This window comes from Paraburkholderia podalyriae (genome assembly GCF_014397785.1).
GTDB classification, from domain to species: domain Bacteria; phylum Pseudomonadota; class Gammaproteobacteria; order Burkholderiales; family Burkholderiaceae; genus Paraburkholderia; species Paraburkholderia podalyriae.
The window spans coordinates 136,469-154,063 of record NZ_VZQQ01000007.1; the positions used below are offsets into that span (position 1 = coordinate 136,469).

Genomic DNA, 17,595 nt, shown 5'->3' on the forward strand with positions numbered 1-17,595 from the left:
GCGCGGGTATCAGTCTGCCGCGACCTTCAGATGGTTCTTCACGCTGGTCACGCCCTTGACGTTCTGCACGACATCTTCGGCGGCGGATTTTTCGTCGGCCGAAGGCACCGAACCGGTGAGCCACACCACGCCCTTGTGGGTCTTCACGTGGATATGCGTCGATTTGACGTTCTTCGCGGCAAGCAGATCGGCCTTGACCTTGGTCGTGATGGTGCCGTCGTCGATATGCTGGCCCACGCTCTCCGACGCCGCGGGCGGGGCCGAAGCGCTGGTCTGCGCGTTCGCGTTCAGCGCGAACGCGGCGATGGCGATGCTGCCGGCGGTCTTCAGAAGCTGGATGGTTTTCATGGTTCTCTCCTTCAGGTGTTGATGAAAATGGCGGTCTTGTTGCCGGTGGCCGATCGCGGCCGATGCCGCTGATGACACACGTGGGGCGCCGCTACGGTACCGTCAGGGGCCCGTTTCTCGACACCGGAGGCCGTGCTCGCAGCGGCGCTTGATCGGCGCATTTTTGCGAAGGGCGGCATCCGTCCACACGCCACCGTTTCGCAAGCACCGTGCCCGCCTTCTCGGCGCCACCCCATGCTGCTCGCAAAGGCCGCGTCCACCGGGACTTTTCGACTGACGAATCGGGCCGCGGCGCGGCCATGTGCGAGGCGGCCTGAGATGTGAAGAAAGGGACGGGAAATTGCCTGCCGTTTGTAAAAACCGACATTCGCGGTCCCGGCAATTCGTGCGTCTGAATAAACAAAGCACAATCAAAACAGCGTGTTGCGCGAACTGGTACGGACGTTGCGTTGAAGAGCGAACTCTGCTCTTTGAGTCCTTGGTTACCAACGAACGGGATCTACTCCAATGCCTTCAATCGAACTACGTACAAGGCAGTCTCTGGCACTGACGCCTCGTCTTCAGCAGTCGGTGCGGCTCTTGCAGTTGTCGGCTCTCGAGTTCCAGCAGGAATTGCGCACGGCGCTCGATACCAATCCGTTCCTCGAATACGACGCATCCGAAGCGGAGGACGTCGCGCTCGCCGGCACGACGCCGGTTGAAGACGCCAGCGCGCCGCCCGCCGCCGATGGGCTTGCCGCCGCCGAGCCCGACGGATCGCCGGTGGAAAGCGCCGGTAGCGACACGCTCGAAAGCGCGGGCCAGGACGACATGCCCGCCGACTTCTCCGGCGACTATGGTTCGCGCAACTCGACGCGCGAGAACGGCGACTCGGACGGCAGCGACCCAGCCGATTGGGCTCGCTCTCAACCCACGCTGCGCGAGCAGCTGCACGACGCGTTGCGCCTGTACCGGCTCGATGACCGCGATCGCGCGGTGGCGCGCTTCATCATCGAGGCGCTCGATGACGACGGCTATCTGCGGCAATCGCTCGCCGACCTGGCCGATAGCGTCGATCTCGAACCCGAGCTGACCGAGGAAGAACTGCTGGTGGCGTTGCGCCTCGTGCAGTCGCTCGATCGTCCGGGGCTCGGCGCGCGTTCGCTGTCGGAATGCCTCGCCCTGCAGATCACGGCGCTACCCGCCAATACGCCGGGGCGCGACGTCGCGCGGCAGATCGCCGAGCATCATCTGGAACGTCTCGCGCGCCGCGAGCAGGCCGAGTTACAAAAGCAGATCGGCTGCAGCGCGGAGGAATTGCGCGTGGCCTGCGCGCTGGTGCGCAAGCTCGATCCGAAGCCGGGCAATTGCTACGGCCGCGCCGAGGATAACTATGTGGTGCCCGACGTGATCGTGCGTCAGGCGCGCAACAAGTGGGTCGTGTCGATCAATCCGGCGGTGCAGCCGCGGGCGCGAATCCATCGCATGTACGCGCAGCTTTTCGCGCAGTCGGCCGGCGCGAGCCGTTCGCCGCTCGCGCAGCAGTTGCAGGAGGCGCGTTGGCTGATCCGTAACGCGCAGCAGCGTTTCGATACGATTCAGCGGGTTGCCGAATGCATCGTCGCGCATCAGAAGGCCTTCTTCCTATATGGCGAGATCGCGCTGAAACCGATGGTGCTGCGCGACGTGGCCGACGAACTCGGCCTGCACGAATCGACGATCTCGCGCGCGACGGGCAACAAATATATGGCGACCCCGCGCGGCATCTTCGAGTTCAAGCATTTCTTCCCGCGCGAGCTCGGCACCGAAAGCGGCGGCACCTGCTCGGCCGCCGCAGTGCGCGCGCTGCTCAAGGAGATGATCGCCGCGGAGAACACGCACGACCCGCTGTCGGATGTGACGCTCGCGAGGATGCTGGCGGATCAGGGCGTGCTGGTCGCGCGGCGCACGGTGGCGAAATACCGGCATTTAATGAAGGTGCCGCCGGCGGAACTGCGCCGGCAGCTTTGACGCGCCGAAGTTTTAGCGGGGGTTTGAAACAAGGCAGTCGTTCGGACAGCAGTACATCGAGCAGTACATTGCGCATAGGGTCATGTGAGATTGTCATCTCGCATGACCCTTTTTCGTATCTGGACGTTTCGTCGGCGTGCCATTACATTGGCGGGTCGAATCGAAAGAGATCAGCGGAACGGTTCGGCACAACAGCACAACAACGGGTGAGCGCAATGAAGTATTCGAATCTGGTCGAGCGACTGCAAGGGCGGCGCACGTCGGCGTGGGAAATTCATCGCGTCGCGCAGCAGGCGGCCGCCAACGGTGAAGACGTGATCGTGCTGAGCGTCGGCGATCCCGAATTCTCGACGCCCGCGCCGATCGTCGAGCGCGCCATCGACGCGTTGCGCGCCGGCGACACGCACTATACGGCGATGGCCGGTCGCGAGCCGCTGCGCGCGGCGATCGCCGCGGAGCACGCGCGCACGACGGGCTGCGAGGTGAGCGCCGCCAACGTGGTGTTGACCGCCGGCGCGCAAAACGGCGTGTTCGCGGTGTCGCTGTGCCTGCTGGAAGCCGGCGACGAAGTGATCGTTCCCGAACCGATGTATCTGACCTACGAGGCCTGCGTGCGCGCAGCGGGCGCGACGCTCGTCGCGGTGCCGGTCGACCCGGTGCGTGCGTTTCACGTCGACTGCGACGCGCTCGAAGCGGCGATCACGCCGCGCACGAAAGCGATCTTCTTCGCGACGCCGTGCAATCCGACGGGCGTGGTGATGCGGCGCGCCGACCTCGAACGCATCGCGCGGCTCGCGTGTGAGAACGACCTGTGGGTGCTGTCCGACGAGGTCTATGCGGAACTCACGTTCGAGCGCGACCACGTGAGCATTGCGTCGCTGCCCGGCATGGCCGCGCGCACGGTCACGCTCGGCAGTCTGTCGAAGTCGCATGCGATGGCGGGCTGGCGCGTCGGCTGGGCAATCGGGCCTGCGGCGCTGATCGAGCACATGGCGCGGCTCGCGCTCGCGATGCTGTATGGCCTGCCGGGTTTCATCCAGCAGGCCGCGTTGACGGCTTTGGAGAACCGGGCGGACATCGTCGCCGATATTCGCGAGATCTACCGGCGTCGGCGCGACGTCGTATTCGAGCGCTTGCATCGCGTGCCGGGCTTGCGGTGCCTGTTGCCCGAAGCCGGCATGTTCGTGATGGTCGACGTCAGCGGGACCGGGCTCGATACGGTTGAGTTCACGTGGCAGCTGTTTCGTGCGCAAGGCGTGGCCGTGCTCGACGCGAGTGCGTTCGGGGAGACCGCGAAGGGATTCGTCAGGCTGGGGCTGGTGGTGGGCGAGGATCGGTTGATCGAGGCGTGCGACAGGATCGCGATGTTTGTGGAAGGGGTGAGGCGCTGACTCGACCGTCAATCGGCGATTCGCAATGCCCGAATGCTGAGTCGCGCGGGCAGCGCGCGTGCTCGCGGCGCGTCTTACTTCTTGTTGCGCACGAACTTCAAGCCGAAGCGCACCAGCCACGGCATCGTTTCGGGCCGCAACAACCGTGGGTCATAGCCGGCGAATCGCCGTTCGTTTTCCTGAAGACACAGTTGCATCAATTCGGGCACGCTGATATCGACATTCGTCACCGACTGCGCGCCGTTTACCGTGAAGTTGTTATCGTGCTCGTGAACGTTGCCGTCGGCATCCATCGCACGGGCGAGCCCGATACGCTCCCAAACGAGAAACGCCCACACGCCCGCCACCTTGATCTCGAAGCGGACGCGCTGCCACCATGAAAGCTGCGCGCGATGCCATGCGACCCAGTTCGCGAATAGCAGAATATGGCGGCACTCTTCCTGCATCACCGGCTCGAAAGTCTCGGTCAGTTCCGGCGGGAACAGGCCCGAACGCCGCGCTACTTCGAACAGGCCGAAGGCGAAGAAGCTGTCGATACATTCGCTATAGCCGGTCACGAGGTAAGCCCGTTCCGTGTCTTGCGGATAGACGTAGCGCGGCTCGCTCGCGAGCGCGATGCCATACGCGTGCACCATGCGCGACAGCACTTCCTTATGGCGGTTTTCTTCCCACGCGTTCAGCGCGAGCGCGTCGCGCAAGTCCGGGGTGTCGAGCGTCGCCGCATAGGCGGCCATGCGCAGGCGCGCCCTGCCTTCGGTCTGCACGGCGATGTCCCAGATCGGCAGCTCGACGATGCGCTTGAGCGTCGCGGCTTCGAGCGGCGGCCATGCGAGTACGGACGGGCGATACGGATTGAAGGTCTCGCGAAACATGCGGCACATTTCACGCCGATGCACGTCGGAGCCGGGCGGCAGCGGGCCGCTGACGGTGCTTGTCCAGTGGCGCATCGCGTGGTCGGCGGCGTCGAGGGTCGAGGGGTCCGGCTGTTCGTGCGGCAGTTGGGGCGCGCGAAAGCCGGGGATCAGCGCGGCAGCGTCGAATGCATCCAGTACCAGTTGGTCCATTGGGTATTCTCGACAAGGCGACGAAGGTTCTGTCGATTCTGCCATGACTGCGCAGGTGCACGCCACGACGAGGGAAAAGCGCTTCGTCATGTTGGGCGTGCGAGGATGCGGAAGGTTGACGCCGCGCAATCTTGCGTCAAGAATCGAGCGCCGGGTTTGCCGTCGAATCCGGCTAGCCGGATTCCAGCGTGTTTCGACTCCTCGTGGACAACTTCATGATGCTTCGTTGCTTCCCTTCGTTGCGCCGCTTGCTGACGGCGGGATTACCAGCCGCCGCGCTGACGATGACGCTTTCTGTCGTCAGCGCGGTGCCGTTCGGTGAACGGTGCATCGCAGCCGAGCAGTCCGATGCGTCGAGCGGCGCGCAAAGCACGGAAACGGGGGACAGCGCGGACGCCGCCGCATCCGCGCCCAACGCGCCAGGCCAGGGGCCAGAGGCGAACGCAGCGCCGGTCGGCGATGTGCGCGAGCCGCACGCGACGGCGGCGCGTCCGAATGGCGAGCCGCGCAAGCGGACGGCTTCGCGTGGCGATACGCAGGCTGCATCGGATGCACCGGCCTCGGCCGACGCGACAGCCAGGCCACGCAACGATAAGGCGTCGACGCCCGCGATCCCGGTGCCGCCTGAAACCACGAGCGTCACCACGCATTCGCTTCGCGTGGACGGCCGCAAGCTCGACTACACCGCGAGCGCCGGCAATCTGTTGCTGCACGACAAGACCGGCGCGGCCAACGCGAGCGTGTTCTATGTCGCTTACGCGGTGCCCACGAAAACGCCAGCGACGCGTCCAATCACCTTTCTGTTCAACGGCGGCCCAGGCGCCGGCAGCGTGTTTCTGATGATGGGCTCGGTCGGGCCGAAGCGGGTGCGCACCGCGAGCCCCGCGAGCACGCCGCCCGCGCCGTATTCGCTCGACGACAACCCCGACACCCTGCTCGACACCAGCGACCTCGTGTTCATCGACGCGGTCGGCGCCGGCCTGTCGAGACCGGTCGGGCATGGCGCGGGCAAGGACTTCTGGGGCGTCGATCAGGACGTCAGTGCGTTTGCGCAATTCATCGACCGTTATCTGACGGTGAATCAGCGCTGGAATTCGCCGAAGTACCTGCTTGGCGAATCGTATGGCACCGCGCGCGCCGCGATGCTCGCTTATCGGTTGGGGCAGAACAATATCGCGCTGAACGGCGTGATCCTGCTGTCGTCGGTACTCAATTCCGCGGCGTTCTCGCCGGGTACCGATTTCAAGAGCGAGAGTTATCTGCCGAGTTTCGCGGCGATCGCTTGGTATCACGACAAGGTCACGCCAAAGCCCGCGAGCCTGGCGGCCTTTCTCGACGAAGCGCGCGCGTTCGCTCGCGGACCCTATGCGCAGGCGCTCGAACAAGGCGACGCGCTGCCCGACGACCAGCGCGACGCAATCGCCGCGCGCGTCGCGTACTTCACCGGACTCGACGCGGGCTTCGTCAGGCGCAACCGACTGCGTCTTTATCCGTCGCGTTTTCGAAACGAGCTGCTGCGCAACGAGTCGCGCAGCGTGGGCCGCTACGATGCGCGTTTCGAAGGCCTGAATCACGACGATGCATCGGAGGACCCCGACTTCGATGCGTCGGTGAGCAGCGTATCGAATGCGTTCAATGCGGCGCTTCATCAGCACCTGGCGGAAGACCTGCACTACACGCCAACCGATCGTTACCTGGTGTTCAGCGACGACGCATTGAAGCAATGGGACTGGAAACATCGCGAATGGTGGGGCGAGCGGCTGCAGCTCCCCTACGCGGGCGGCGATCTGGCCGAAGCGATGCGGCAGAACCCGCAGTTGCGGGTGCTGTCGCTGAACGGCTACTTCGATCTGGCTACCCCGTTCTTCGCGACCGAATACGCGCTCGCTCATCTCGGCCTCGATCGGCCGCTGCGCGAGAACGTGCGCATCGCCTACTATCCGACCGGCCACATGGTCTATCTCGACGATGCCGCGCTGCACGCGATGAAGCGCGATCTGGTGAGTTTTTATACGTCGCAGCCGCGTTGAGATCGGCCAATCGGCGCATGCCGTGCAACGGTATAATTCCAGGCATCGTGGAGTCGCCGCGCGCTCCGTCAACCGGCTTCATCGTTTGCCGCTCATGCCATTCACACCGATTCCGTCCTTCGCGCGTAAGCGCATTTCCGACGTGGTGTCCGACCAGATCAAGCAACTGATCTCGGAGGGCACGTTGATGCCCGGCGACCGGCTGCCGGCCGAGCGCGATCTCGCGGCGCAGCTGGGCGTGTCGCGGCCGTCGCTGCGCGAGGCGCTGATCCGGCTGGAGGCGGACGGTTACATCGAAACGTCGGGGCGCGGGGGCTTCACGGTGGTCGACGTGACCGCGCCGATCATCTCGAAGCCGCTTGCCGAACTGCTGCTGCAAAATCCGCGTACCAGTGCCGACATTCTGGAGTTGCGCCAGGGGCTCGAAGCGATTTCAACCGTCTATGCCGCGCAGCGCGCCACCGCCACGGACCTGAAGAAAATCCGCGCCGCGTTCGAGGCGTTGAAAGCCGCGTCGTTGTCGCACGATCGCGCGAATCTCGCCGAACTCGATGCCGCATTCCATCTCGCGATCGCCGATTCCACGCACAACGTCGCGTTGGCGCATGTGATGCACGGCATTCATACGCTGATTCGGGAGGGCATGCGCCAGTATCATCGGTTGATCGATTACGACGACGCGATGGAAAAGCAGTTGATGAGCCAGCACCAGGCGATTTACGACGCCGTCGTCGCACGCGATGCGCCCAAAGCGCGCAAAGCGGCCGAGCGGCATCTGGCCTTCGTGCGCGAGATTTATCAGGACGATGCGACGAAGCCGTCGGCCGCCGTGATTTCCTGATTTCCCCGATTTCGAGGCCCGCGCTGTCCGAATTGACACCGCCAACGGACTTTTCTATAGTCTTGGTCAGACCAACATGACCAAGACGGCCAGACGGGCCACTTCGGTCGACCAACATCGTCACCGCCGCTTTTCCCCGAGAGCCTATGAAAGTCGCGCTGTTTATCCCGTGCTTTATCGACGCGTTCTATCCCGAGGTCGGTATCGCGACCCTCGAACTGCTCGAACGTTTCGGCATCGAGGTCGACTATCCGCAGCAGCAGACCTGCTGCGGCCAGCCGATGGCCAATAGCGGCGCGCATGCGGACGCCGCCGCGACCGAGCGACTGTTCGCGCGCAACTTCGCGGGCTATGACTACATCGTCGGGCCGTCCGCGAGCTGCATTCATCATGTGCGCGAGCATCTGAGTGCACTCGAGCAGACCGATGAAGTGAAGAAACTGCGCGCGAGCGCTTACGAACTGGTCGAGTTTCTGCACGACGTGATCGGCGCGCGCGAATTCCCGTGGGCCGAGTTTCCGCATCGCGTCGGTCTGCATACCAGTTGCAGCGCGCTGCGTCATCTGAAGCAAGCGTCCGTGTCGGAGATCGCCGGCAAGCCGTTTTCGAAGCCGCGCGCGTTGCTCGAAGGCGTGAAGGGCATCGAGTTCGTGAAGCCCGCGAGGCCCGACGAATGCTGCGGTTTTGGCGGCACGTTCTCGGTGACCGAAGAGGCGGTGTCGGTGCGCATGGGACAGGACAAGGTGCGCGACCATCTGAATGCGGGTGCCGAGTACATCGTCTCGGGCGACATGTCGTGTCTGATGCACCAGCAGGGTTGCGCCGAACGCATGAAGGCCGACACGCACTTCATCCATATTGCGCAGGTTCTCAATGGAGCGCGCTCATGAGCCGTGGCGATCACCGTGTCGATCACGCCAAAGCGGCGGGTTCTTTCATCGGCAAGACCGAACACGTCGCGTTCCACGACAAGCGTCTGTGGGACTTGCGCGAGAAGCGGGATGCGCAGGCGCACGGCATTGCCGAATGGGAAACGCTGCGCTCGCTGGCGTCGGGCATCAAGGAGCACACGCTGTCGGATCTGGCCGACTACCTCGAGCAGTTTGCGGCGGCGGCCGAGGCCAATGGCGTGGTCGTGCATTGGGCGGCAGACGCGCAAGAACACAACGCCACCGTTCACCAGCTGATGTCCGAGCGCGGCATGACGACGCTGGTGAAGAGCAAGTCGATGCTGACCGACGAATGCCGGATGCGCGAGTATCTCGAACCGCGCGGCATTACCGTGATGGAGACGGACCTCGGCGAGCGCATCCAGCAGCTCGATCATCAGGACCCGAGTCATATGGTCGTGCCGGCCGTGCACAAGCTGCGCGCGGACGTGGCCGAACTGTTCGGCCGCACCATCGGCACCGATCCGACGAATAGCGACATTCACTATCTCGCCGAAAGTCAGCGCATGAACACACGGCCGTATTTCGTGCGCGAGAAAACGGCTGGTATGACCGGCTGCAATTTCGCGGTGGCGGAAACCGGCACGGTCGTCGTCTGCACGAATGAAGGCAATGCGGATTTGTCCGCGAACGTGCCGCCGCTGCATATCGCTTCGATCGGAATCGAGAAGCTGATACCGAAGGTGTCGGATCTTGGCGTGTTCGTCCGCATGCTGTCGCGCAGCGCATTGGGTTCGCCGATCACACAGTACACGTCGCATTTCCGTGCGCCGCGGCCGGGCACCGAGATGCATTTCATCCTCGTCGATCATGGCCGCTCCGAACGGCTCGCGATGGCGGACTTCTGGTACTCGCTCAAGTGTATTCGCTGCGGCGCGTGCATGAATACATGTCCGGTCTATCGACGCAGCGGCGGCCTCTCTTATGGCGGCACCTATTCGGGGCCGATCGGCGCGATCATCAATCCGACTTTCGATCTGAAACGCTATAGCGCGTTGCCGTTCGCGTCGACACTCAATGGCAGGTGCACGAACGTGTGTCCCGTGAAGATCAATATTCACGAGCAGATCTATCAATGGCGCGCGGTGATCGCCGAGCAACACGAAGTGCCGTTCGTGAAACAGGAGGTGCTGAAGATGGCGGGGCGTCTGCTATCGAGTCCGACCTTGTATCGCGCGACGGTGTCGTCGATGGGCAGCGCGTTGCGGCGGCTGCCGAATTTCGTGCTGTACAACCCTCTGAATATCTGGGGCCGGCAGCGCGAATTGCCGGAAGCGCCGAAGATGACCTTTCACGCGTGGTACAAGAAGAATCGCGGAGGCAGCGATGACATCACGTGAGGCTTTTCTCGCCAAAGTGCGTGCCGCGCAGCCGGCTGCGCGGCCGCGTCCCGACGTGCCGTTGTTCGATGCGGTTGGCGGCGATCTGCGGGCGCGATTCACGGCGGCGTTGCAAACGATGGGTGGCACGTGCGTCGAAGCGCCGAGCGCGAGCGGCGTCAGCGATCTGATTCGCGAGCGTTTCAGCGCGGCGGCGTCGATCGCATCGGCGAGCCCGGAAGTGCCGGGCACGCGGGCGATCGGCGCGGATATCGAGCCCGCATCGCTGCAGGACGTGGACGTCGGCGTGGTGCGGGCACGCTTTGGCGTCGCCGAAACCGGCTCGGTGTGGTTCAGCGAGCGCGAATACGTGGTCAATGCATTGGGCTACCTCGTCCAGCATCTGGTCGTGCTGCTCGATCCGTCGCAATTGCTCGATGGACTGCAAGACGTCTATCGTCGCGACGATTTCCGCAGCGCGCGTTATGCGGCGCTGGTGACGGGACCGTCGGCCACCGCCGACATCGAGGGCGTACTGATTCGCGGCGCACAGGGCGTGCGTTCGCTGACGGTCGTGTGGCTCGGGGGCTGATGCGTGGCGGTTGTCGCGCCGGACTTTGCTATCATCACTGTATAAACATACAGGTTCTGCAAAAACGCCGTGGCAACCGATGCTCGCTCAGAGCGCCGCTCTGAGGTCCCTTATTACCTGCTGAATTTCGAGCGCGCGCTTGCGTGGCTGGCCGCGCGTTACGACGACCTGCTCGACGACGAAGAGCACGCTTTTCTGCAGACTTTCGCGACGTTGCCACAGGCATCGCGTGCGTTGCTGGTGCGCATGCTGATGCGCAAGGGCATGCTGTTCCGCGCGAGCCGCCTCGTTTATGACGAAATCGGCTGCCCATTGCGGGCGGTGCTGCCGATGGCGGCGCATCGCTGGATCGACACCGAACCGGCTTTGTCTGTCGACGATCTATTCGCGCTCAGCACGCGTGCGCAATTGCTGGACATGTTCGCCGAAGCGATCGCGCGGATTCCCGGCGCGAAGGCGTTGCGCAAAGCGGATCTGCTCGAAACGCTGCGCGCGTTTTACCAAACTGCCAGCGGCGACGCGCATGCGAGCCCATCGCGTCCGCTTTCGGCATGGCATGGCGCCACGACGGACCGCGTGCTGCGCGTCGCGATCGCGCCGTTGTGCGATCGCTTGCGCCTGATGTTCTTCGGCAATCTGCATCAGGACTGGTCGGAGTTCGTGCTCGCCGATCTTGGCGTGTTCCAGTACGAAAAGGTCGCGTTCGGGACTTCGTCGCGCGCGTTCCAGCAGCGCGCCGACGTGGACGTATATCTCGCGCTGCACGCGTGCCGCGAAGCGCTCGAATGGCTACCGGTCGACCACGACGTCTCCGTACTGCACGAACTGATCGCGACCGTCCGCTCGATCGACACCGCGAATGCGTGGCTCGAAATGCGTCGCGCAAAACTGCTGTTCCGGATCGGCCGGGATTGCGAGCGGCGTGCGCAGTGGGACTCCGCGCTCGCGGTATACGAAGCGTGCGCGTGGCCCGACGCGCGTCATCGACGCATGCGCGTGCTCGAGCGCAGCGAGCGCTACGGCGAAGCGCTCGCGCTGGCCTCGCAGGCCGATGTCGCGCCCGGGAGCGAGGAAGAGGCGCAGCGCGTCGCCCGAATGTTGCCGCGCTTGCGGCGCAAATGCGGCGTGCCGGTGCCGCGCGCGCCAGCGGCGCGGACTGTCGAGCGCGGCACGCTGGTGCTAGCGAAGCCTGATACGCCGGTGGCCGTCGAATACGTGGTGCGCGATCATTTGAGCAGCGACGCGGCGCCGGTGCATTACGTCGAGAACGCGCTGATCAATTCGCTGTTCGGCCTGCTGTGCTGGGAGCCGGTGTTCGCGGCGCTGCCCGGCGCGTTTTTTCATCCGTTCCAACGCGAACCGGCCGATCTGCACGCGCCGGATTTTCACGCGCGTCGCGCGACGCAGTTCGCCGCCTGCTTCGCGCAGCTCGATAGCGGCGCGTATCGAGAGACGATTCTGCGGCATCTGCGCGACAAGGCCGGCATGCAATCGCCGTTCGTGTTCTGGGGACTGCTGACGCCCGAACTCGTCGCGCTCGCGCTCGACTGTCTGCCCGCCGCGCATCTGAAGCTGTGGTTCGAACGCTGGCTGCGTGACATTCGCGGCAATCGTTCGGGCTTGCCCGACCTGATCCGGTTCTGGCCGGCCGAGCGTCGCTATGAATTGATCGAAGTGAAAGGCCCCGGCGATCGTCTGCAGGACAACCAGGTCCGTTGGCTCGCGTACTGCGTGCAGCACGGCATGCCGGTCCGCGTGGTCGATGTCCGATGGGCCGGGCAGGAGCCGCAGAGCGAAGCCGATGTCGCGACGCCAGCCGCCGCGGAGCGCGTTGCATGAGCTACGTCGTGGCCGTCCGCGCGATGTGCGAATTCACCGCGCGGCGCGGCGATCTCGATCTGCGCTTCACGCCCGCGCCGACTTCGCTCGAAGGCATCGCAGGCCATCAGATGGTTGCCGGCCGTCGCGCAAGCGGCTATGAAACCGAGCTTACGCTGACGGGCACCCATCGCAGCTTGACCGTGCGTGGCCGCGCGGACGGCTATGATCCCATCGCGAATCGGCTCGAAGAAGTGAAGACGTTTCGCGGCGATCTCGCGCGCATGCCCGCGAATCATCGCGTGCTGCATTGGGCGCAGGCGCTCGTGTATGGGCATCTGTTGTGCCGGGCGCGCGGGCTCGCCGAGTTGACGGTCGCGCTCGTGTACTTCGATGTCGGCAGTCAGAAGGAAACCGTGCTGACGCAGCAGCACAGCGCGCGCGAACTCGAAATCTTCTTTGTCGAGCAGTGCGAGCGGTTTCTCGATTGGGCTGTGCAGGAAGATGCGCATCGCGTCGCGCGCAATGCGGCGCTCGTCACGTTGCAGTTTCCGTATGGGCAGTTTCGCCGCGGGCAGCGCGAGCTCGCGGTGGCCGTGTATCGCGCGGCACGCGACGGCAAGCGGTTGATGGCGCAGGCGCCGACCGGCATCGGTAAGACGCTGGCGACGATTTTTCCATTGCTGAAGGCTTGCGGCGAGGACCGGCTCGATCGCGTGTTCTTTCTGACCGCGAAGACACCGGGCCGCGCGCTTGCGCTCGATGCGATCGACTCGCTGCACCACCGGGCACCGTTGCCGCTCAGAACGCTCGAACTCGTCGCGCGCGACAAAGCCTGCGAGCACCCGGACAAAGCCTGCAACGGCGAATCCTGTCCGCTCGCGCGCGGCTTTTACGATCGTCTCGATGCGGCGCGTGCCGCCGCGCTGGCAAGCCCGCGGCTCGATCGTGCGGCGGTGCGCGAGGCCGCGCTCGCGCACGACATCTGCCCGTACTACCTGGCGCAGGAGCTCGCGCGCTGGGCCGATGTGATCGTTGGCGATTACAACTACTACTACGACGCGAGCGCGATGCTGCATGCGCTCACGCAGATCAACCAGTGGCGCGTCGGCGTGCTGGTCGACGAAGCGCATAACCTGCTCGAACGCGCGCGCCGCATGTATACCGCGTCGCTCGATCAAAGTGCGTTCCGGCTCGCGCGCAACGGTGCGCCGGGGGCGTTGAAGAGGCCGCTCGAACGCTTGCAGCGCGAGTGGAACGCGGTGAAACGCGCGCAGACGGCCAGCTATCAGGTGTATGCGGAGGTGCCCGGCAAACTGCTGTCCGCCGCGCAGAACCTGATTGGCACGGTAACGGATCAGCTCGCCGACGCGCCGTTGTCGATCGACGAACACGCGCTGCGCGTTTTCTTCGACGCGATGCACTTCGTCGCGCTCGCCGAGCAGTTCGGCGAGCACTCGATGTTCGACGTGACATTGAGCGCCGACCGCTACGCGTCGCGCGACAAAACCAGCGCATCGCTGTGCGTACGCAACGTGATCCCCGCACCGTTCCTCGCGCCGCGCTATGCGGCCGCGCGGACCACGGTGATGTTCTCCGGCACGCTGAACCCGCAGCATTTCTATCGCGACACACTGGGGCTCGCCGACGACACGCAATGGCTCGACGTGGAAGGGCCGTTTCGCGCGGAACAATTGCAGGTGCACGTGGCCGCGCATGTATCGACGCGCTGGCGCGACCGCGAGCGCTCGCTCGCGCCGATCGTCGAGCTGATCGCGAAGCAGTACGACGCGCAGCCCGGCAATTACCTGGGTTTTCTGAGCAGCTTCGACTATCTGCAACGCGTGGTCGCGCTGCTGCGCGAGCGGCATCCCGGCTTGCCGGTGTGGGCGCAGCAGCCCGGCATGGACGAAGCCGCGCGCGATGCGTTTCTCGCTCGCTTCAGGACGATGAATCAGGGTATCGGCTTCGCGGTGCTCGGCGGCGCGTTTTCCGAGGGTGTCGATCTGACCGGCCAGCAGCTGATCGGCGCGTTCGTCGCGACACTCGGTCTGCCGCAGATCAACGACGTCAACGAGCAGATGCGCCGCGCGCTCGACGCGCGTTTCGGCAATGGCTACGACTACATGTACCTGTATCCGGGATTGCAGAAAGTCGTGCAGGCCGCGGGGCGCGTGATTCGCACCGAAGAGGACCGCGGCGTCGTGCATCTGATCGACGACCGCTTTCGCAGGCCGGAAGTGCGGCGCCTTTTGCCGCGCTGGTGGCAGGTTCGCTAGCGCTGCGCCGCGCGAGCGAACGCTCACGCGCGCGGCGCTCGGCGCATCACGCGTGCGGCGAGGCCGCGCCAGGATTGCCGGGCGTGCCGGGGCCGCCCGCTGGGCTCGAATCGACCGGAATCTGATCGTCGAGCGGCGCGTCACCCTTGTGCGGAGCATGGTCGTCCCGCGCGGCGTCGCCGTCCGGATGGTCACCGTGGCGTGCGCGAGGCATGGCTGTATCGACCCTGGCCTTGCTCGCCGGGTCCCACGTGAGCAGATGACGCTGCGGATTCGCGATCTCGATGCCGAGTTCGCTGAAGCGTTCGAGGATGCGCCGGTTGAATTCGCGTTGGACGCCCCAGCGCGACGTATCGCGGCATTGCATCTGGCCGGCCAGCGTGATCGCCGAACCGTCGACGGCATCGACGCCCCAGAACGAGAAGTCCGACAGGATGCCGCTGTTGAAGTTGTCGTCCGCGCGCAGCGATGCGCCGATGTCCTTCAGCGTGCCGATCGCGCGCTCGACGTCCTGGCCGAACACGATGTTCACGCGCACCGCCGCATTGCCAATGCCGCGATTCGTATTGTTCACGGTCGACACGGAGCTGAACGGCACCGTAAACAGCGAGCCGTCGCTGCCGCGCAGCCGCACGGTGCGAATCGACAGATATTCGACGGTGCCCGACACGCCCGCGAGCGTGACCCAGTCGCCGACCTGCATCGCGTTCTCCATCAGCAGGAAGATGCCGGTGATGAAGTCCTGCACGAGCTTCTGCGAGCCGAAGCCGAGCGCGACGCCGAAGATGCTCGCGCCCGCGAGCAGCGGGCCGATGTTCACGCCGAGCTGGCTCAGCCCGGTCAGCACGACGATGAGCGCGATGACGCAGAACAGCGCGCTGCGCAGCATCGGCATCAAGGTGCGCAGGCGCGCGGCGCGCACCAGATCGCCGCTGCTCGTCCAGTTATCGAGGCGACGTTCGGCCGACACGTTGACGACCTCCCACACCACTAGCGCGATGATCGCGGCGACGGCGATCGTCGCGAGCGCCGATGCGAGCCGGTGGCCGATCGTGCCGCTGCGGAACAGATCGATGACGTCGACGCCCCACGCCTGCAACAGCACCAGCGCGGTGACGCTGCCGATGATCCAGCCGATCACGCGCCGCAGTGCCGGATAGTATCGGTAGGCGTGCTCATGCACGAGCGAGCGTGACGCATCGTCCTGCACATGGAAGATGCGCGCGAGCGCGCCGAAGATCACGATCGACACGAGCCGTGCGCCGATCAGTATCGCGAGCGTCATGCCGCCGATATTCACGAGCGCGTGATAGCCGTTCCGTACGTCGAAGGCCCAGACGAACCATAGGCCCATCACGATGACCACGGTCACCACGGCCCACGCGTCCGCGAACGCGTTGCCGAACATCTCTAACGACTCGTGAGCGGCGAAGCGATTGCGGATCCGGTTGGCGACCGGTTTCGCGCAGCGCAGCACGAGGATCGAGATCATCACGTGACCGGCAAGCGCGATCACTTTCAGCATCGCGAGATGCGCGGCGTCGTTCATGCCAAGCGCCTGCGCGACTTCGGCGAACGCGAGGCCGGCACCGACCACGCTGACGATCCGCACGATCCAGCCGAGCACGAACGCGGCCCACGCATCGCCCATGCGCAGTAGCCGCAGACGCGGAGCGCTCGGCTGCAGGAAGAACGCGCCGACGATTACGACGCAGCGGCATGCCACATACACGTCGATTAGCGAATCGAGCGCGCGATCCTGCGGCGTGCCGTTGTCGGTGAAGATCGACATCAGCGCGCTCGCCGCGCCGACGAACACCGCGATCGGTACGAGCCGCACCAGCGTGATCAGCAACGCGCGCGGCAGACGTTGCAGCAGCGTCCAGTGGAGCGTCGCGTTGCGCTTGCCTTCAGCTTCGATTGCGCGGCCTTTCTCGGATGGTGTCGCGTACGACGCGGCCGGCCCAGTCGCGACGGCTTGCGCCTCCGCCTCCAGCACTGGCGGCACCGACAACGTCGCGGGCGGCGGCGCGTCGTCGTTGTCGTCCTGCAGCGCGGCTTCGCGGCGCGCGGCGATCGCCCGATAGATGCGCCGCAGCAGCCGCCGCGCCAGCCATTCGAGGACCAGAGCGGGGATCAGCGCCGCCAGCAGCGACCACAGCACCTTGAATAGCACCGCGCGCGCGTGCGGGTTCGCAAACTGCCAGTTCCACCATGCGCGCACGGACGCGACGTCGAGCAGCGCGATGATCGAGCCGCGCAGCGAAGTCGCGAACTGGCCCGCGTAATGCGCGCCCTCGCGCGCGAGCTGCGAGACGAGGCCATTGGATTTGAGCGCGGCCGGCACGAGCGAGGCTGCGCCGCTTGCGGCGGCCGGCGCAGACGCTTCGGCCGGCGCGGAAGCGGGCGGCGCGCTCAACGCGCCGGCCGCGGCGATCGCGTGCAGGGTATCGGCGACTTGCGCGCGACGTTTCGGATCGTTCAGGACGGCGAGCGCGTCGCGGGCCTGCTGAGGCGTCAGGGTGACGGCGGCGGGGGTGGCCTGGGCGGGCTGCGCCGCGGCGGCGAAGGCGGGCGCCGCGCCGGCGAGCAGAAAAATGAAAAAACAGAGACTCAGAAATTTTTGCATAGGGTGTAAAGCGGGATGAAGCCGGTGCGGACGATTGTGCCGGAACGTGGGGCCTGTTTCAGCGGGGCGGCCCGGGACCAGCACGGGCCGGCCGGCCGAAGTTCCTGCGGCGGAGGCCCGCGGGACGGGCGAAAGGGCCGCGAGGACGGCACCGGCCGGGCGTGGCGTTGACGTGACAGGATAGCCGATGCTGGCCGCGAGGCCTGTCGAAAGTAGCAGAAAGCTCGCCCGGCGGCCCGCTTCCCGGGTGGAAATGCCGGCTGCAACGCGCGACGTCCCGGACGACTGCGCCAGGTGCGGGCAGGGCGCGATCAGCCGGCGATGATCAATCGCCGTCATCGCGAG

At 65.2% G+C, this 17,595-nt stretch carries 12 protein-coding genes; 9 read left to right on the forward strand and 3 right to left on the reverse strand.

The window, feature by feature from the left end; genetic code table 11:
- Window positions 1-9: 9 nt before the first annotated feature.
- Entirely contained in the window at window positions 10-348 is a 339-nt protein-coding gene (locus F6X42_RS10500; protein ID WP_187634147.1) for a BON domain-containing protein, read from the reverse strand.
- Window positions 349-855: 507 nt separating this feature from the next.
- Here F6X42_RS10500 and F6X42_RS10505 point away from each other — a divergent pair.
- The gene (locus F6X42_RS10505) at window positions 856-2,337 is read left to right on the forward strand and encodes an RNA polymerase factor sigma-54 (RefSeq protein WP_187634148.1); all 1,482 of its coding nucleotides are present in this window, start codon (window positions 856-858) and stop codon (window positions 2,335-2,337) included.
- Between the two features lie 215 nt (window positions 2,338-2,552).
- The gene (locus F6X42_RS10510; protein WP_187634149.1) at window positions 2,553-3,728 is read left to right on the forward strand and encodes a pyridoxal phosphate-dependent aminotransferase; all 1,176 of its coding nucleotides are present in this window, start codon (window positions 2,553-2,555) and stop codon (window positions 3,726-3,728) included.
- Window positions 3,729-3,802: 74 nt separating this feature from the next.
- On the opposite strand, the gene F6X42_RS10515 is transcribed toward F6X42_RS10510, so the two are convergent.
- Window positions 3,803-4,792 (reverse strand): ferritin-like domain-containing protein, encoded by a 990-nt coding sequence (locus F6X42_RS10515; RefSeq protein WP_187634150.1) that lies wholly within the window; start codon window positions 4,790-4,792, stop codon window positions 3,803-3,805.
- Window positions 4,793-5,007: 215 nt separating this feature from the next.
- Here F6X42_RS10515 and F6X42_RS10520 point away from each other — a divergent pair, with 215 nt between their 5' ends.
- The 7 genes from F6X42_RS10520 to F6X42_RS10550 all read left to right on the forward strand — a co-directional run bounded on the left by F6X42_RS10520 (window position 5,008) and on the right by F6X42_RS10550 (window position 14,621).
- Window positions 5,008-6,822, forward strand: coding sequence for a S10 family peptidase (locus F6X42_RS10520; protein ID WP_187634271.1), 1,815 nt, complete (start codon window positions 5,008-5,010; stop codon window positions 6,820-6,822).
- 94 nt (window positions 6,823-6,916) lie between these two features.
- The gene (locus F6X42_RS10525; RefSeq protein WP_187634151.1) at window positions 6,917-7,663 is read left to right on the forward strand and encodes a FadR/GntR family transcriptional regulator; all 747 of its coding nucleotides are present in this window, start codon (window positions 6,917-6,919) and stop codon (window positions 7,661-7,663) included.
- Between the two features lie 146 nt (window positions 7,664-7,809).
- On the forward strand, window positions 7,810-8,553 hold the full coding sequence (locus F6X42_RS10530; protein WP_187634152.1) for a (Fe-S)-binding protein: 744 nt from the start codon (window positions 7,810-7,812) through the stop codon (window positions 8,551-8,553).
- On the forward strand, window positions 8,550-9,953 hold the full coding sequence (locus F6X42_RS10535; protein WP_187634153.1) for a lactate utilization protein B: 1,404 nt from the start codon (window positions 8,550-8,552) through the stop codon (window positions 9,951-9,953). The genes F6X42_RS10530 and F6X42_RS10535 overlap by 4 nt, the downstream gene beginning before the upstream one ends.
- On the forward strand, window positions 9,940-10,524 hold the full coding sequence (locus F6X42_RS10540; RefSeq protein WP_187634154.1) for a LutC/YkgG family protein: 585 nt from the start codon (window positions 9,940-9,942) through the stop codon (window positions 10,522-10,524). Before F6X42_RS10535 ends, F6X42_RS10540 begins: the two co-directional genes overlap by 14 nt.
- Before the next feature lie 69 nt (window positions 10,525-10,593).
- Window positions 10,594-12,363: a VRR-NUC domain-containing protein gene (locus F6X42_RS10545; RefSeq protein WP_187634155.1), complete on the forward strand. Its 1,770-nt coding sequence runs from the start codon at window positions 10,594-10,596 to the stop codon at window positions 12,361-12,363.
- On the forward strand, window positions 12,360-14,621 hold the full coding sequence (locus tag F6X42_RS10550; protein ID WP_187634156.1) for an ATP-dependent DNA helicase: 2,262 nt from the start codon (window positions 12,360-12,362) through the stop codon (window positions 14,619-14,621). The genes F6X42_RS10545 and F6X42_RS10550 overlap by 4 nt, the downstream gene beginning before the upstream one ends.
- Window positions 14,622-14,667: 46 nt before the next feature.
- Here the strand turns inward: F6X42_RS10550 and F6X42_RS10555 are convergent, their stop codons facing one another.
- Window positions 14,668-17,250: a mechanosensitive ion channel domain-containing protein gene (locus F6X42_RS10555; RefSeq protein ID WP_187634157.1), complete on the reverse strand. Its 2,583-nt coding sequence runs from the start codon at window positions 17,248-17,250 to the stop codon at window positions 14,668-14,670.
- Between the last annotated feature and the right edge of the window lie 345 nt (window positions 17,251-17,595).

What these genes read in the sequence shown, in the direction of transcription:
- F6X42_RS10500 (WP_187634147.1), bottom strand. Translation starts at nt 348, where the DNA reads ATGAAAACCATCCAGCTTCTGAAGACCGCCGGCAGCATCGCCATCGCC.
- F6X42_RS10505 (WP_187634148.1), top strand. Translation starts at nt 856, where the DNA reads ATGCCTTCAATCGAACTACGTACAAGGCAGTCTCTGGCACTGACGCCT.
- F6X42_RS10510 (WP_187634149.1), top strand. Translation starts at nt 2,553, where the DNA reads ATGAAGTATTCGAATCTGGTCGAGCGACTGCAAGGGCGGCGCACGTCG.
- F6X42_RS10515 (WP_187634150.1), bottom strand. Translation starts at nt 4,792, where the DNA reads ATGGACCAACTGGTACTGGATGCATTCGACGCTGCCGCGCTGATCCCC.
- F6X42_RS10520 (WP_187634271.1), top strand. Translation starts at nt 5,008, where the DNA reads ATGATGCTTCGTTGCTTCCCTTCGTTGCGCCGCTTGCTGACGGCGGGA.
- F6X42_RS10525 (WP_187634151.1), top strand. Translation starts at nt 6,917, where the DNA reads ATGCCATTCACACCGATTCCGTCCTTCGCGCGTAAGCGCATTTCCGAC.
- F6X42_RS10530 (WP_187634152.1), top strand. Translation starts at nt 7,810, where the DNA reads ATGAAAGTCGCGCTGTTTATCCCGTGCTTTATCGACGCGTTCTATCCC.
- F6X42_RS10535 (WP_187634153.1), top strand. Translation starts at nt 8,550, where the DNA reads ATGAGCCGTGGCGATCACCGTGTCGATCACGCCAAAGCGGCGGGTTCT.
- F6X42_RS10540 (WP_187634154.1), top strand. Translation starts at nt 9,940, where the DNA reads ATGACATCACGTGAGGCTTTTCTCGCCAAAGTGCGTGCCGCGCAGCCG.
- F6X42_RS10550 (WP_187634156.1), top strand. Translation starts at nt 12,360, where the DNA reads ATGAGCTACGTCGTGGCCGTCCGCGCGATGTGCGAATTCACCGCGCGG.
- F6X42_RS10555 (WP_187634157.1), bottom strand. Translation starts at nt 17,250, where the DNA reads ATGCAAAAATTTCTGAGTCTCTGTTTTTTCATTTTTCTGCTCGCCGGC.